The 14,220-nt window shown below is 58.0% G+C and carries 17 protein-coding genes; all 17 read left to right on the top strand.

Going from position 1 to position 14,220, the window contains the following annotated elements:
- The first annotated feature begins 36 nt into the window (after positions 1 to 36).
- The 17 genes from MOST_RS10085 (at position 37) to MOST_RS10005 (ending at position 14,219) form a co-directional block, all read left to right on the top strand.
- Entirely contained in the window at positions 37 to 1,548 is a 1,512-nt protein-coding gene (locus tag MOST_RS10085) for a flagellar hook-length control protein FliK (RefSeq protein WP_054937831.1), read from the top strand.
- A 138-nt stretch (positions 1,549 to 1,686) separates the two neighbouring features.
- Entirely contained in the window at positions 1,687 to 2,169 is a 483-nt protein-coding gene (locus MOST_RS10080; RefSeq protein ID WP_083476783.1) for a flagellar hook capping FlgD N-terminal domain-containing protein, read from the top strand.
- An 81-nt stretch (positions 2,170 to 2,250) separates the two neighbouring features.
- Entirely contained in the window at positions 2,251 to 2,619 is a 369-nt protein-coding gene (locus MOST_RS10075; RefSeq protein ID WP_244267208.1) for a TIGR02530 family flagellar biosynthesis protein, read from the top strand.
- Positions 2,620 to 2,691: 72 nt separating this feature from the next.
- On the top strand, positions 2,692 to 3,483 hold the full coding sequence (locus MOST_RS10070; protein WP_054937833.1) for a flagellar hook-basal body complex protein: 792 nt from the start codon (positions 2,692 to 2,694) through the stop codon (positions 3,481 to 3,483).
- Between the two features lie 200 nt (positions 3,484 to 3,683).
- Positions 3,684 to 3,893, top strand: a complete 210-nt coding sequence (locus MOST_RS10065) for a flagellar FlbD family protein (protein WP_054937834.1) — start codon at positions 3,684 to 3,686, stop codon at positions 3,891 to 3,893.
- Between the two features lie 3 nt (positions 3,894 to 3,896).
- On the top strand, positions 3,897 to 4,712 hold the full coding sequence (locus MOST_RS10060) for a motility protein A (protein WP_083476784.1): 816 nt from the start codon (positions 3,897 to 3,899) through the stop codon (positions 4,710 to 4,712).
- 111 nt (positions 4,713 to 4,823) lie between these two features.
- On the top strand, positions 4,824 to 5,549 hold the full coding sequence (locus MOST_RS10055) for an OmpA family protein (protein WP_054937835.1): 726 nt from the start codon (positions 4,824 to 4,826) through the stop codon (positions 5,547 to 5,549).
- A 52-nt stretch (positions 5,550 to 5,601) separates the two neighbouring features.
- Positions 5,602 to 6,069, top strand: coding sequence for a flagellar basal body-associated FliL family protein (locus MOST_RS10050; protein ID WP_054937836.1), 468 nt, complete (start codon positions 5,602 to 5,604; stop codon positions 6,067 to 6,069).
- A 12-nt stretch (positions 6,070 to 6,081) separates the two neighbouring features.
- Positions 6,082 to 6,456: a flagellar motor switch protein FliN gene (gene fliN / locus MOST_RS10045; RefSeq protein WP_054937837.1), complete on the top strand. Its 375-nt coding sequence runs from the start codon at positions 6,082 to 6,084 to the stop codon at positions 6,454 to 6,456.
- Positions 6,457 to 6,458: 2 nt separating this feature from the next.
- Positions 6,459 to 6,869 (top strand): flagellar biosynthetic protein FliO, encoded by a 411-nt coding sequence (locus tag MOST_RS10040; RefSeq protein WP_054937838.1) that lies wholly within the window; start codon positions 6,459 to 6,461, stop codon positions 6,867 to 6,869.
- The gene (gene fliP / locus MOST_RS10035) at positions 6,859 to 7,521 is read left to right on the top strand and encodes a flagellar type III secretion system pore protein FliP (protein WP_054937839.1); all 663 of its coding nucleotides are present in this window, start codon (positions 6,859 to 6,861) and stop codon (positions 7,519 to 7,521) included. Before MOST_RS10040 ends, fliP begins: the two co-directional genes overlap by 11 nt.
- A 61-nt stretch (positions 7,522 to 7,582) precedes the next feature.
- The gene (gene fliQ, locus MOST_RS10030; RefSeq protein ID WP_054937840.1) at positions 7,583 to 7,852 is read left to right on the top strand and encodes a flagellar biosynthesis protein FliQ; all 270 of its coding nucleotides are present in this window, start codon (positions 7,583 to 7,585) and stop codon (positions 7,850 to 7,852) included.
- Between the two features lies 1 nt (position 7,853).
- On the top strand, positions 7,854 to 8,621 hold the full coding sequence (gene fliR / locus MOST_RS10025; protein WP_054937841.1) for a flagellar biosynthetic protein FliR: 768 nt from the start codon (positions 7,854 to 7,856) through the stop codon (positions 8,619 to 8,621).
- Positions 8,621 to 9,697 (top strand): flagellar biosynthesis protein FlhB, encoded by a 1,077-nt coding sequence (flhB, locus tag MOST_RS10020; RefSeq protein WP_106007137.1) that lies wholly within the window; start codon positions 8,621 to 8,623, stop codon positions 9,695 to 9,697. Before fliR ends, flhB begins: the two co-directional genes overlap by 1 nt.
- Positions 9,698 to 10,163: 466 nt before the next feature.
- The gene (gene flhA, locus MOST_RS10015) at positions 10,164 to 12,236 is read left to right on the top strand and encodes a flagellar biosynthesis protein FlhA (RefSeq protein WP_054937843.1); all 2,073 of its coding nucleotides are present in this window, start codon (positions 10,164 to 10,166) and stop codon (positions 12,234 to 12,236) included.
- The gene (gene flhF, locus MOST_RS10010) at positions 12,233 to 13,402 is read left to right on the top strand and encodes a flagellar biosynthesis GTPase FlhF (RefSeq protein ID WP_054937844.1); all 1,170 of its coding nucleotides are present in this window, start codon (positions 12,233 to 12,235) and stop codon (positions 13,400 to 13,402) included. Before flhA ends, flhF begins: the two co-directional genes overlap by 4 nt.
- Entirely contained in the window at positions 13,377 to 14,219 is an 843-nt protein-coding gene (locus MOST_RS10005; protein ID WP_054937845.1) for a MinD/ParA family protein, read from the top strand. The genes flhF and MOST_RS10005 overlap by 26 nt, the downstream gene beginning before the upstream one ends.
- Position 14,220: the final 1 nt, after the last annotated feature.

The following is a 14,220-nucleotide window of genomic DNA, read 5'->3' as shown; positions in this document are numbered from 1 at the left end:
TAGCAATAATATACATCGCCGGAAGGGGGTGAAAAAATGACCGTACAGGCTGTAACAAAGACTGCTGGCTGGGAAGCCCCGGTCCGGGAACGGGATTGGGGTTCAGGAGAAAGAAGCGATTTTACCCTTTACCTGGCCGGCCTGCTGCACCGGCCTGGCTTAACCCAATTTGCCGGCAGACAGGAACTGTCCGGGAAAGGTGAGGGCCAGCGAGAAACGGCAGCCCGGGAAAAGGTAGATACTGTAAGGCCTGACGGCGCTGGCCGGGGAGCGGCCGCTACCGGGCCGGATGACCGGGCGGGCCAGCAGGTACGCGGAGCAGGCCGGGAGGCTGCCGGTGTAGACCGGACACCGCCCGGTGTGAAATCCCAGGAACAAGGGGAAAACCAGGCTGCTCCCGTTAAGCAGGATGAAGCCCCGGAGGGGCAGCAGAGAGTCAAAGAGGCGGGAGGTGAGCCTGGTGCCGCTGCTGGTAAAGCGGCCGCTACCGCCGCCAGGGCCGGTAACTCTCACCAGAACAACATGCCTGCGGGTGAAGGAGTACCGGCAGAGGCTGCTAATCCCTTAGGCCAGGGGAAACCCCATACCCTTTTACCTGGCCAGAAAACAGCTGGCCTTGATGTTGTCACAGGGAGGTTACCTGCAACAACTGTCACGGTGACCCGTGGTAAAGAAGTGGTTACTGTGGTTGCCGGGGAAGGACAGGCGGTCTTAACTACCGCGACTATCCCTGGGGCAGCGGGGAATGAGGTTAGCCTTACTTCGGAAGGTATACTCTTAGAAAAGGGAGCCGGCCTGCCGGGCTATGGCCTTAGCCCAGGGACCACGTCTAGCTTAAGGGCCGCTGGTAGCAAGGGTAGTTTCCAGCAAGGGGTACCCGAAGTACAGGGCCAGGCTAAAAACGGCGGCATGCTATTTTCCCAGGAAGCTGGGCACCAGGCCAGAGCTCCAGGGAATATCCTTAACTCTGCTAATCCCGGCCCGGACAGGAACCATACCAGCGGGCAAAGGGGATCCGGGACTACTGGTGGGCCAGGGATAACCGGTAACGACAGTATAGTGGCCGGACAGGGAAGCTTTCCTGCCCTCTTCCCGGGGATAGGCCAGCAGGCCGGCGGGGTGGTATTACCTGTAAGTAACCTACCGGAGGTGATGGCCACTATCATAGCTTCAGCCCGGATGAGCCGGCCCGGTAGCCAGCAGGAACTGGAAATCCAGCTCCAGCCGGAAAGCCTGGGGAATATGAAGCTCAGGGCTACCCTGGAAGGAGGCCGGCTGGCCCTGCACCTGCTGGTAGAAAACAGCGAAGCCGCCCGGGCCCTCCAGGCGGCAGTACCGGAAATGCGCCAGGCTGTAGCCCAGCAGGGTTTACGCCTGGACCAGGTCCAGGTCCAGGTTGCTGGCGGGGGCCATGGGAGCGATTACCAGACCGGCAGCCGTGGCGAACACCGCCAGAGACCGGGCTGGCAGCACGGGGCGGCCTGGACCGCACATGAGGAAGAAACAGTAACTTTCGGTACCTGGTACCGCCTTGATTACCTGGCTTAGTCACAAGAAATAACTGGTAGATAAACAATAACCAATGGGAGATAGTATTTCACTAAACCCATCCAGCTCGTTTGAAATACAACCACGCTTTTGGTAAAGGTCATCCTAAAGCCTTAAAACTAAAGGAGGGATTAGCCGGTGAACGCCAGCAGTGTGACGGCTACCGGGTCGGGGACAACCACCACCGTAACCACCAGGGGGCTGGGTAAGGATGATTTCCTGAAGCTCCTGGCAGCTCAGCTGCGTAACCAGGATCCCTTAAACCCAATGAGCAACACTGAGTTTATCGCCCAGATGGCCCAGTTCAGTGCCCTGGAGCAAATGCATAACCTAAACGAGAGTTTTAACAAGTTTGGCGATTCCCTTAATGATACTTTAAACACCCTGCACGAAGAACTTAAAGCAGAACTCCAGGCAAACGTAATGCTTCAAACCGTAGGGCTCATCGGCAAAGAAGTGGCGGCCGTGGTTGACGACCAGACCTTAACGGGAACGGTGAGTAAAGTTAGCTGGACAGCAGAGGGGGTCATGCTCCTGGTCGGTGGGCAACAGGTGCCTTTGCAGGCCATTGCGGAAGTAGCTATGCCAGCAACTCCAGCCCAGACGGAGCCTGCCAGTTAAGTACCTGCCCCTGGCCGGTCAAAAGGGTTCCACTGGAGTTTGTTAATAATTGGAACTGGCATAAAGGGCAGGTGATTGCTTTTGAACCGCATCGAGTGGCAGGCCTTGACACCGCCGGTTGCCCCGGCAGCTAAACCGCCGGCAGCCGGGGTGAAGCCTGGTCAGGATTTCCAGGCAATCTTTAATGAAAAACTGGCGGGCCTGAAGTTTTCCCGCCACGCCAGCGAGCGCCTGGAAAGCCGGAAGATAAATCTCTCACCGGAGCAAATGGCCCGCCTGGAGCAGGGTGTTAACAAGGCCGCCGGTAAAGGTGCCCGGGAGTCCCTGGTCCTGCTGGACGACCTGGCCCTGGTGGTCAGTATTAAGAACCGTACGGTAATCACGGCGGCCAGCAGGCAGGAACTGCGGGAGAACGTTTTTACCAATATTGACAGCGCCGTTTTACTGTAGGGCCGGACCCCGGCGGGGAGGCCCGGGGCCGCCGACTGACAGAGGCGGCCCGTAAAAAAGGGGGAATTTACCATGATGCGTTCGCTTTTTTCCGGTGTTTCCGGACTACGTACCCACCAGCTGCGCATGGATGTCATCGCCGACAACATCGCCAACGTGAATACGGTAGGTTTCAAGCGGAGCACGGTGACTTTTAAGGACGTCTTCTACCAGACCTTGCGCGGCGGTTCGGCGGGCGATGCCACTGCCGGTATAGGCGGCACCAATCCCCAGCAAATCGGCCTGGGCGTCGCCTTAAATAGTATTGACGTGATGCATACCCAGGGTGCTGCGTCTTCTACTGGTAATGGAACAGATTTAATGATTCAGGGGGATGGTTTCTTCGAGGTTAAAGATGCCAGTGATAATGTTTATTACACTCGCGCGGGGAATTTTCATTTTGATAGCGAGGGTAATCTGGTTACTCCTGACGGCTTGATAGTTCAGGATTCCAGCGGAAATGGCATAAACATCGGTACAAATGCTACTAGTTATAGCATAGATAAGTACGGTAATGTATATGTAAATGGGACAAAGGATTCTCAGATAAGGTTAGTAAAATTCCCTAACCCGTCAGGTTTAGATAAAATCGGAAGTAATCTATATGCTGCAGCAGATGGAGCCGGTTCAGCAATACAAGGAGTGGCTGGCGATACTAATTTCCCCAACACCACCATCATCCCCTCGGCGTTGGAGATGTCCAACGTTGACCTGGCCCAGGAGTTTACCGACATGATTATCACCGAGCGAGGCTTCCAGGCCAACGCCCGGACCATTACCGTTTCCGACCAGATGCTCCAGGAACTGGTGAACCTGAAGCGCTAGTCTTTAGGCGTTTTCCAGCCGTCAATCTATCTGGCAGCTCAGGGGTGAGGGCAGGTTCCCAGAAGGCGCCCATACGTCTTGAGGCCAAGGCAAAGCGCAGGCCCTGGATAAGGACGCAGCCGGCGCCGGGAGGGTCCTGCCCACTCCCCAAGGAAAGAATGAACGTAAAGAGTTATCTCTAAAGGAGGGCGGCAAGGCATATGATCAAGGTCACCACCCTGGACAGGCGGGAGATAATCCTCAATGCCGAACTCATCGAGCGCCTCGAGAGTGTTCCCGAAACAGTCATTACCCTTACCAGCGGTAAAAAGGTTTTAGTAACCCAGACGGTAGATGAAATTATAGCCCGGGTAATTGCCTACCGGCGTCAGATCCTCCAGCAGGCAAGTTCCCAGGATGAGGTGAAATAAAGGTTGCGGCGCATTGACTACATGACGGTGGCCGGAATTATCGCCGGCATTGGCCTTATGGGTGGGGCCCTGGTCATGGGTGGTAACCCCAAACTCTTCTTGAATATCCCTTCTCTGATGGTGACGGTAGGGGGGTCCTTTGCCGCTGTCCTGATTAATTTCAGCTTCCAGGACGTTAAAAACGTCTTTGGTACGGTAAAACAGGCCTTTACCACCGATCTTATGGACCCCGAAGAACTCATCGAACTCTTTGGCGAGCTAGCCCGCAAGGCCAGGCGGGAAGGGCTGCTCGCCCTGGAGGATGACGCCAACCGCCTGAACGATCCCTTTTTTAGCAAAGGCATCCAGATGATGGTAGACGCCATGGAACCGGAGATGATCCGGGAAATCCTGGAGACAGACATGGCCTACATGGCCCGCCGCCATGAGATTGGCCAGGGCATCTTTAAAACCTGGGGCAACCTGGCTCCTTCTTTTGGCTTGATCGGCACCCTCATTGGCCTGGTGCAGATGCTGGCCAAGCTGGATAAACCGGAAACCCTGGGTCCCAGCATGGCCCTGGCCCTGATCACCACGTTTTACGGCGCTATCATGGCCTATATGATTTTCATCCCCCTGGCGGGGAAACTCAGCCTGCGTAGCGAACAGGAAATGATGCTGCACCAGATGATGCTGGAAGGCATCATCTCCATCCAGTCCGGCGTCAACCCGCGCATCCTGGAAGAGCGCCTGCGTTCCTTCCTGGCACCCAAACCCCGGCGCCAGCCAGCCGGTGAAGCGGAAATAGCTCAGGAAGAAGTATTCCGGCAGCGAACTTAAGAGGTATTTCAACCGGAGGAGTAAAGGAAACATTTAAGCAGGAGGAGAGATAATGCGGGGAAGGCAGGCTTTCGGGGATGGCAGAGATACCTGGAGGGGAAGGAATTAGTCATGGCCATCAAAAAGGAGCGAAAGAAGGTAGAAGAAGGCGCGCCGGCATGGATGACTACATACTCCGACCTCATGACCCAGCTGGTGGTCTTTTTCGTCCTCCTTTTTTCCTTTTCAGTATTGAACCAGCAAAAATTCCAGCAGTTTATTGCTTCCTACCAGGGAATGGGGATTCTGGACGGTGGTGTGTCGCCTATCGTGGAAACAGAGCCGGCGCCGGCGGACTACCCCGAGAACCTGGAAACCCCGGAGGCAGCTGCCGCCCTGGCCCGGGCCCAGGAAATGATGGAGACCTACCAGACGGTCAAAAACTTCCTGACGGCCAACGGTCTGGAGTCCATGGTTGAGGTGCGCTACGAGGAACGGGGCATCGCCCTGGACATCAAAGAGCGTATCCTCTTTGATTCCGGGAGGGCGGATTTAAAACCCGAAGCCATCAAGTTGCTGGACAAACTATCAGGCCTTTTATCTCAGATACCCAATGAGGTGCGCGTTGAAGGCTATACGGATAACCGTCCCATCCATACCATCCAGTTTCCTTCCAACTGGGAGTTATCCACGGCCCGGGCCGCCCGGGTGGTGCGTTATTTTATTGAGGAACACCACCTGAAACCGGAGCGTTTTGTGGCTATAGGTTATGGGGAATACCGTCCCCTTTACCCCAACGATACCCCGGAGCATATGGCGGAAAACAGGCGCGTAGTATTGCTGATAGGGACCACCTGATAGCTCTGGCAAGAAGATGGACACAGCTGCAATAAAGAAAGAGGTGGAAGAAGTGCCCCCCAGAGACGAAGCAGAAAAAAAAGAGAAGAAGAACCGGCCCCGGTTGATCGTTGCCTTACTCCTGGTGATACTCCTTTTAATTGGCGGTTACGTTTACTACTTTTTCTTTGGCGGCAGCAGCAGGAGCTTGACGGCGGCAGCAACGGCCGGCAATCAGGTACCATTGAATATGCAGAAAATGAGCCTGGAGCCCATTGTTGTCAACCTGGCCGACCCGGGCCTGCGCCGCTACCTGCGTTTAAAGATTACCCTGGAGTACAGTGATGCAAGATTGACTACCGAACTCAATGACAAACTTTACCGCATCCGCGATACCATTATTTCGGTGCTGCGCAGCAAGAAGACCGATGACCTGCAAAATGAAGATGCTCTGAAACGAGAACTCTTGACGGCCATTAATTCGCAACTGATTGCTGGCCAGGTGCGGGGCCTTTATTTTGAGGAATTTATCATCCAGTAGGAGAGTCTTTTTATGCCTTTGACGGACGAGGAGATCCAGAAGCTTTTAGAGGCCATGGCTGCCGGCGAGGACCAGCCGCGCATTGAAAAAGCCCGTTTTGCACCCCTGCAGCCGGCCCCGGTAGCCAGGGTGAAGGCCAGCTTTGACCGCATTGATGATGTTCCTTTACGCCTGGTTACGGAACTGGGCCGGACGCGCCTGAAGGTGAAGGAGATCCTAGAGCTGAAGGAAGGGTCCCTGATCATTCTCAACAAGCTCGCCGGCGAGGCGGTGGAGGTCAGGGTCAATGGTATCCTGCTGGCCACGGGAGAGGTGGTGGTGATTAACGATGCCTTTGGTGTCAGGATCAACAACCTGGCAGACGTAAAGAAAGAAGGGCAGGACTAGGTATGGATCGCGATTTTGTCCTGGCTTTACTGCGGCTGGTAATCTTTTTACCCCTGGTCCTGGGCCTGGCCTATGCTACGGTTCGCTTTGGCCTGGGTCGGGCTACGGGAAGAGCCGTGGGGCCGGGACAGCTGGAACTGGTTGAAAGACTACCTTTAAGCAGTAAAAGCGGCCTGGCGGTTATTCGTTGCGGCGACAGGCATTTCCTGGTCGGCCTGGGGGAAGGCGCTCCGGTTTTACTGGCGGAACTGCCTGATTATCCTGCGGTGGCAGCGACGGCGGGGGAAGTAACGGTGTACCCCCTCCAGTCCCTGGTAGAAAAGGAAAAGGAAGCTGTCACCCCGACGGGTCTAAGGGGATTATTGACCGGGTGGTTGTCAACCTGGCAGAGGTTCAGAGGCCATGGAGATTAACAGTTTAATCCAGACCACCGATCCCCGGCAGGTGGTGGATACCGTTAGAATCCTGGTCCTGCTGACGGTACTGGCCCTGGTGCCGGCCATCCTGCTGCTCATGACCTCCTTTACCCGGATTATCATTGTCCTGTCTTTTGTGCGCAGCGCCCTGGCCACCCAGCAAACACCGCCCAACCAGGTGCTGATCGGCCTGGCCATGTTCTTAACCTTCTTTATCATGGCGCCGGTATATAACCAGGTCAAGACCCAGGCCATTGACCCTTACCTGGCCGGGCAGATCACCCAGGAGCAGGCCCTGGCTGCCGGGGCAAAACCGGTGCGGGAGTTCATGTACCGCCAGACGCGGGAAAAAGACCTGGCCTTATTTGTCCGCATGTCGGGCATGGCCCAGCCCCGCACCCGTGACGACGTGCCCATGCACGTCCTCATCCCGGCCTTTATCATCAGCGAGCTGAAGACGGCCTTCCAGATGGGTTTTTTGATCTACATTCCTTTCCTGATTATCGACCTGGTAATTGCCAGCACCCTGATGGCCATGGGCATGTTTATGGTACCGCCGGTGATGATCTCCCTGCCCTTTAAACTCATGCTTTTTGTCCTCGTCGACGGCTGGTACCTGGTAGTCAAGTCCCTGCTGGAGAGTTTTTAGGCCGCTCCTGCCCGGCCGGCCTGCCGGGCGAGGATTGAAACAAACGAACGGGGGAAGAAACATGACCCAGGAGTTCGTCATTCACCTGGCCCGGGAGGCCCTGACCACCGCCCTCCTGCTGGCGGCACCGGCCTTGGGCTTGAGCCTGATCGTGGGGGTGGGGATCAGCATCCTCCAGGCCACCACCCAGATCCAGGAGCAGACCCTGACCTTCGTACCCAAGATTGTCGCCGTCATTCTGGGGATGCTTCTCCTGGGCTCCTGGATGCTCAATACTCTAATTCAGTTTACAACCCGGATCTTCGGCAACCTGGGGAGTTTGGTGAAATAACATGATCTATCTAGCCCAGGCAGAGCTTTTTTTCCTGGTCCTGGTCCGGACGACATCCTTTTTCGTGACGGCTCCCTTCTTCGGCATCCGTGGGGTTCCGCCCCTGGTAAAGGCCGGCCTGGGGTTGCTGGTATCTATGCTTCTGTTCCCTGTTTTACCGGCCGGGCAGCCAACCTTTACCGGTACCGGGGCCTATGCCCTGGCCGTCTTGAACGAATCCCTGGCCGGCCTGGCTCTGGGCTACCTGGCCACCCTGATCTTCAGCGCCGTCCAGGTAGCCGGACAGCTCCTGGACCTGCATATGGGCCTGGGGATGGCCAGCCTCTTTGACCCCCAGAATGCTGCCTCAACTACCCTAATGGGCCAGTTCTTTGCCATCCTGGGTTTACTCCTGTTCTTCCAGCTGGACGGCCACCACATCCTGCTCCTGGCCCTGCAGGAGAGCTTCCGCCTCCTGCCCCTGGGAGGGGTGCATTTTGACGGTAATATCGCCTGGGCCGTGGTCAAACTCTTTAGCGGTATGTTCAGCCTGGCGGTGCGCATCGCGGCGCCGGTAATAGTGGTTCTTCTCATTGCCGACCTGGCCTTAAGTTTAATTGCCCGGACGGTACCCCAGCTGAATGTCTTTATCCTGGGATTCCCTTTGAAAATAGGCCTGGGCCTCCTGGTCTTAATCGCCATTTTACCTATACTGGCAACAGTATTTCATAATCTTTTCAGCCAGATGGAACATGACCTGGCCATGTTACTGCGGGGTTGGCCCCGTTGATGGAAGGCAAAATAGACCTGCAGCTCTTTGCCGAAGAAAAGACTGAGGAGGCTACGCCCCACCGCCTCCAGGAAGTGCGCCGCAAAGGCCAGGTCGCCCGGAGCAATGACCTGAGCGCCGCCCTTGTCCTGCTGGTAAGTATTATTTATCTCTACTGGCGCCGGGAGGCCTTTTACCTGGAGATGGCCGGCCTCATCAGCCGTGTTTTTCAGGACGGTTGGAGACAGGACCTGGATGGGGAAGTCCTGATGGCTATCTTCAGCCACCTTGCTTTTAAGGTCGGCCTGCTCCTGGCCCCCCTGCTACTGCTGGCGGCAGCCGTGGGCCTGGCGGCCAATTTTGCCCAGACGGGTTTCATTTTTTCCCTGGACCCCATTATGCCGCGCCTGGAAAACCTGGACCCGGTGAAAGGGCTGCAGCGGTTCTTTTCCCGCCGCGCCCTCATGGAGCTCATTAAGAGCCTGGGCAAGGTAGTAGTGGTAAGCCTGGTGGTCTGGACCCTGGTCAAGGGGCAGTTTGGCCAGCTATTAATGACCGTCGATATGGGCCTCCCGGCAGCCCTGGACCTGGTGGGTCAGCTCCTCTACCGGGTGGGCCTGGGAGCCCTGGCCGTATTCCTGGGCCTGGCGGCAGCCGACTACATCTTCCAGCGGCGCGAGTTTCAACGCAATTTAAGAATGACCAGGCAGGAAGTAAAGGAAGAAATGAAGCAGATGGAAGGCGACCCCCTGGTTCGTTCGCGCCTGAGGGAGAAACAGAGGAGGCTCGCACGGCACCGTATGATGCACGCCGTGCCTGAAGCCACTGTGGTCATTACCAACCCTATCCACGTGGCCGTGGCCCTGCGTTACCGGGAAACAGAAGGGGCACCGCGGGTGGTGGCCAAGGGGGCAGGCAGCATAGCCGAGCGGATCAAGGCCGTAGCCCGCCAGCATAACGTCCCCATAGTCGCCAACCCGCCGGTAGCCCGGGCCCTGTATCGCCAGGTGGAACTGGGCCAGGAAATCCCGGTGGCCCTTTACCAGGCGGTGGCGGAGATCCTGGCCCAGATCTATCGTTTGCGGGGGAGATTATAAAGAGGCATTTATGGAGGAGCCCCTCATGGTGGCTGACGCCCCCACTAGCGAACCATGAAAATGTAGGCTGAGGCAAAGGGCTGGAGGGTGCAGGCGGAGGGCGACTTGGTTCGAGGCGTAAGTAAACTTAGCACGAAGCCGCATCGTGACGGTAATTTTGGGTGGGGATATGTCCCGGAGCCGCGAATAGCGAAGCGAAGGTCAAAAGAGCAGGCGAGGTGAGGTAACCGTTGCCGCCGCCGAGGACGCCTGAGCGTGCCTTGGCGAGGAATACTGCATGACCTCATAGAAGAATCTTGGCCAGCGGAGCAGGAAGCCTTTTCATTGGCAATCCGGAAGGCGGCGAGCAACAGTCCGAACCGAGCCGTAGTTCTGTCGGCGCGTAGCTCCTGAGCGGCGCAGGGACATATCCCTACCAGAAGGCACATTTTTGACAGAACGCTATTTCCGGAGGAAAAACTGCTCTATGGCGGCAAATACCGGCTTGATTGGCGCCCTGAGGCGCCTCAATCCATATAACGACATCCTGGTAGCGGCCCTGGTCCTGGGGGTAGTCATGCTCATCGTCATTCCCGTCAGTCCCCTGGTCATGGACTTCCTGCTCATCGTCAGCTTGGGCGTAAGCATGGTTATCCTCCTGACAACCATGTTTGTCTCCCGGAGCCTGGATTTTTCCGTCTTTCCTTCCCTGCTGCTGGTGGTGACCCTGTTTCGCCTGTCCCTCAACATCTCCTCCACCAGGTTGATTTTAAGCCGGGCCGATGCCGGTCATGTTATCGAAACCTTTGGCAGCTTTGTCGTCCGGGGGAATTATATCGTCGGCTTTGTCATATTCCTAATCATTACCATCATCCAGTTTATCGTCATTACCAGCGGCGCCCAGCGGGTGGCCGAAGTGGCGGCCCGCTTTACCCTGGACGCCATGCCCGGCAAGCAGATGAGCATCGATGCCGACCTCAATGCCGGCCTGCTGACAGAGGACGAGGCCCGGGCCAGGCGGCGGGAACTGCAGCGGGAAGCCGACTTTTACGGTGCCATGGACGGTGCCAGCAAGTTTGTCCGGGGAGATGCCATTGCCGGCCTGATCATTACGGCCATTAACATTCTGGGGGGGTTGGCCATTGGTGTCTGGCAGCTGAAGATGCCCTTTATGGAAGCCCTGCAGACTTACACCCGCCTGACCATTGGCGACGGCCTGGTGAGCCAGCTGCCGGCCCTCATGGTTTCCACCGGGACCGGCATCCTGGTGACCCGCTCCGGGGCCCTGGACAATTTTGGCAGAGAGGTAATCGGCCAGCTAACGGGCTTTCCCCGCATTGCCGGCCTGGTGGCTGCCATCCTTTTCCTGATGGGTCTTTTGCCGGGGATGCCCCACCTGACCTTTTTCATTATGGCCGGCGGGGTGGGTTATGCCGCTTATGCCCTGGCCAGGGAGGAAAGAATGCAGGGCCAGCGCCGGCAGGAAGCTGCTGCGGCCCAAAAGGCTTCCCAGCGCCAGCCGGAGAATGTTTTGAGCTTTTTCCAGGTGGACCCCCTGGAGGTGGAAATCGGCTACGGCCTGATTCCCCTGGCCGATGAAACCGAAGGGGGCGACCTGCTGGACCGCCTGGCGGCCGTGCGGCGCCAGTGTGCCACCGAGATGGGCATATACGTCAGGCCCATTCGCATCCGGGATAACCTGCAGTTACCGCCCCATGGCTATACCTTCAAGCTGCGGGGCGTGGAAGCTGCCCGGGGGGAAATCCAGCCCGGCCATCTTCTGGTCATGAACCCGGCCGGTAACGAGGGACCGCCGGGAGGTATAGCTACCCGGGAACCTACCTTTGGCCTGCCGGCCTGGTGGGTACCAGCGGCCAGGCGCCAGGAAGTGGAACTGGCCGGTTTCACCGTTGTCGATGCTACTACCGTCCTCATTACCCATTTGACGGAATTTATCAAGGCCCATGCCGCTGAACTCATGGGCCGCCAGGAAACCAGGGAACTCCTGGATAAAATCAAGGAGAATAACCCGGCAGTGGTTGAGGAACTGGTGCCAGATCTCCTGACGGTAGGCGAGGTACAGAAGGTACTGGCCGGCCTCCTCCAGGAACAGGTGCCCATCCGTGACCTGGTAAGTATCCTGGAAGCCCTGGCCGACGCCGCCCGCACCAGCCGGGAGCCGGATTACCTTCTCGGGGCGGCGCGCCAGGCCCTGAGCCGCACCATCAGCCGGCAGTATGCCCGGGAGGGCAAGCTCACGGCCATTACCCTCCACCCCCAGCTGGAGCAGAAGCTGGTGGAGGCCATCCAGCCCACCTCCCAGGGTAATTTCCCGGCCCTGGCCCCGGAGATGGCCCGGGAACTCTTTAACAGGCTGGGACAGGCCGTGGAGAAAGCCGCCATTGGCGGCGTCCAGCCGGTGATCTTATGCTCGGCCAGGGTCCGCCTGCCTTTGCGGCGGTTGCTCCAGCGTTCTTTACCCTATGTCCCGGTCCTGGCCTATAACGAACTGGAACCCGGCCTGGAAGTTGAGGCCGTAGAGGCGGTGAATGTGGCGTGAAGATCAAACGCTATCTCGCCCGTGACATGCAGGAAGCCTACCTGGCCATCCGCCGTGACCTGGGGCCGGAGGCAGTTATTGTGGCCACCCGCCAGGTACGTCAGCCAGGGCTGAAGGGTCTCTTTTTACCGCCCCGCCTGGAAGTGACGGCGGCCCTAGAGGAGGCGCCGGAAAGGAAACTGCCGGAACCGGCGGCGCCGGCAGGTAAGGCGGCGTTACAGCCAGGGAACGGCAAGGGTCAGGTAACGCCTGCCGGGGCAGTGAACCCTGCCGGAGGAAGAAATAACGGCCTGCACGGCCTGGAGGGGCTACAACGGGAACTGGCCGAGATCAAAGCCGCTCTTAACCGCCTGGTCCGGCCTGGCAGCCCTCCGGTACCGGAACACCTGTTAGCCTTGCGGCAGCGCCTGCTGGCCCAGGAGCTGGAGGAGGAGCTGGTGGCTTTACTTTTAGATGGCATTGAGGCCACCGGCGGGACAGAAATTATCGGCGATGTCATCCGTAGCCGCCTGGCCGACCACTTAAGCCACCAGGTAGCGTCCCAGTCCCGGCAGCGGGTTCAGGCCTTTATCGGCCCCACCGGCGTGGGCAAGACAACTACCCTGGCCAAGATAGCGGCCCGCTACAGCCTTTACCAGGAGCAAAAGGTTGGCCTGATTACCCTGGATACTTACCGCATAGGGGCCGTGGACCAGCTCAAGACCTATGCCGAAATTATGGGCCTGCCCCTGGAGGTGGCCATGACACCACGGGAATTGCGCGCATCCCTGGAACGCCTGGAGCACTGCGATGTAGTTCTAGTTGATACTGCCGGCCGGGCCCCGGAAAATAAAGCTATGCTGGCGGAAACGCGGGGGTTCCTGGAGGTTATCCCTGAGCGGGAGGTATACCTGGTCTTGAGCTGTACCACCAGGCGCCAGGACCTGCTCCGGGCGGTGGAAAATTTCCGCAGCCTCAAATACAACCGGTTGATTTTCACCAAACTCGACGAGACAAGCTGCCCGGGGGTAATGCTCACCGTAGCCGCAGCGGCGGGAGTACCCCTGGCTTATATAACTACCGGCCAGGATGTACCTGATGACCTCGAACCGGCCGATCCCCACCTCCTGGCCCGGCGCATCTGGGAAGCGGTGACAAAAGATGGACCAGGCGGGCAGGCTGCGTAAACTGGTGTACAAACGGCTGGAGGAGCGGTCCCGGGTCATTGCCATAGCCAGCGGTAAAGGCGGCGTGGGCAAGACCAATATTGCCGTTAACCTGGGCCTGATCCTGGCCCGCCAGGGCCGGCGGACCCTCCTCTTTGATGCCGATCTGGGCCTGGCCAATGTGGATATCCTCATGGGCCTGGTACCCCGTTACAGCCTGAGGGAAGTCATCGGTGGGCAGTGTAGTTTAGAGGAAGTGATTATCCGCGGCCCCCATGACCTGCTCCTGGTGCCGGGGGCCTCCGGTATCCAGGAACTGGCCGACCTGGACCACCTGGCCCGCGACCGGCTTATTCATGACCTGGCGTTGCTAGCGACTGAGGTGGATATAATCCTGGTGGATTCTGGTGCCGGCATTTCCCGGACGGTTTTCAGCTTTGCGGCTGCCGCCGGGGAAGCCATTGTGGTAGCAACGCCGGAACCTACTTCCATAACCGATGCCTATGGCTTAATCAAAGGATTGCAGCGTTTAAAAGTAAGCATGCATCTTCTCGTTAACAGGGCTGCGAATAAGCTGGAGGGCCAGCAGGCCGCCGGGCGACTCCAGGGTGCCTGCCGCCGTTTTTTGCAGCTGGAACTGCCGTTGCTGGGGATCATTCCCGAGGACCCACGGGTAGGCCAGGCGGTGCGATGCCAGCAGCCATTTAGCGAATTGTATCCCCGCTGCCCGGCGGCCCAGGCCCTGGAAGAAGCCGCCGCCAGGCTCCAGGGCCAGGAACTGCCGGCAGGCCGGAGCCAGGGATTCTGGCAGCGCCTGGGCCGTTTGCTGGGAAGATAAG

The sequence above is a fragment of the Neomoorella stamsii genome (genome assembly GCF_002995805.1).
Classification (GTDB): domain Bacteria; phylum Bacillota; class DSM-521; order Neomoorellales; family Neomoorellaceae; genus Neomoorella; species Neomoorella stamsii.
This window is presented reverse-complemented; position numbering and strand designations above follow the sequence as displayed.

Excerpts from the sequence above, each read along its gene's own strand:
- flhA (WP_054937843.1), top strand. The coding sequence starts at position 10,164 with ATGGCGGCAAATACCGGCTTGATTGGCGCCCTGAGGCGCCTCAATCCA.
- MOST_RS10005 (WP_054937845.1), top strand. The coding sequence starts at position 13,377 with ATGGACCAGGCGGGCAGGCTGCGTAAACTGGTGTACAAACGGCTGGAG.
- MOST_RS10055 (WP_054937835.1), top strand. The coding sequence starts at position 4,824 with ATGGCCATCAAAAAGGAGCGAAAGAAGGTAGAAGAAGGCGCGCCGGCA.
- fliP (WP_054937839.1), top strand. The coding sequence starts at position 6,859 with ATGGAGATTAACAGTTTAATCCAGACCACCGATCCCCGGCAGGTGGTG.
- flhB (WP_106007137.1), top strand. The coding sequence starts at position 8,621 with ATGGAAGGCAAAATAGACCTGCAGCTCTTTGCCGAAGAAAAGACTGAG.
- fliN (WP_054937837.1), top strand. The coding sequence starts at position 6,082 with ATGCCTTTGACGGACGAGGAGATCCAGAAGCTTTTAGAGGCCATGGCT.
- fliQ (WP_054937840.1), top strand. The coding sequence starts at position 7,583 with ATGACCCAGGAGTTCGTCATTCACCTGGCCCGGGAGGCCCTGACCACC.
- MOST_RS10085 (WP_054937831.1), top strand. The coding sequence starts at position 37 with ATGACCGTACAGGCTGTAACAAAGACTGCTGGCTGGGAAGCCCCGGTC.
- MOST_RS10065 (WP_054937834.1), top strand. The coding sequence starts at position 3,684 with ATGATCAAGGTCACCACCCTGGACAGGCGGGAGATAATCCTCAATGCC.
- fliR (WP_054937841.1), top strand. The coding sequence starts at position 7,854 with ATGATCTATCTAGCCCAGGCAGAGCTTTTTTTCCTGGTCCTGGTCCGG.
- MOST_RS10070 (WP_054937833.1), top strand. The coding sequence starts at position 2,692 with ATGATGCGTTCGCTTTTTTCCGGTGTTTCCGGACTACGTACCCACCAG.
- MOST_RS10040 (WP_054937838.1), top strand. The coding sequence starts at position 6,459 with ATGGATCGCGATTTTGTCCTGGCTTTACTGCGGCTGGTAATCTTTTTA.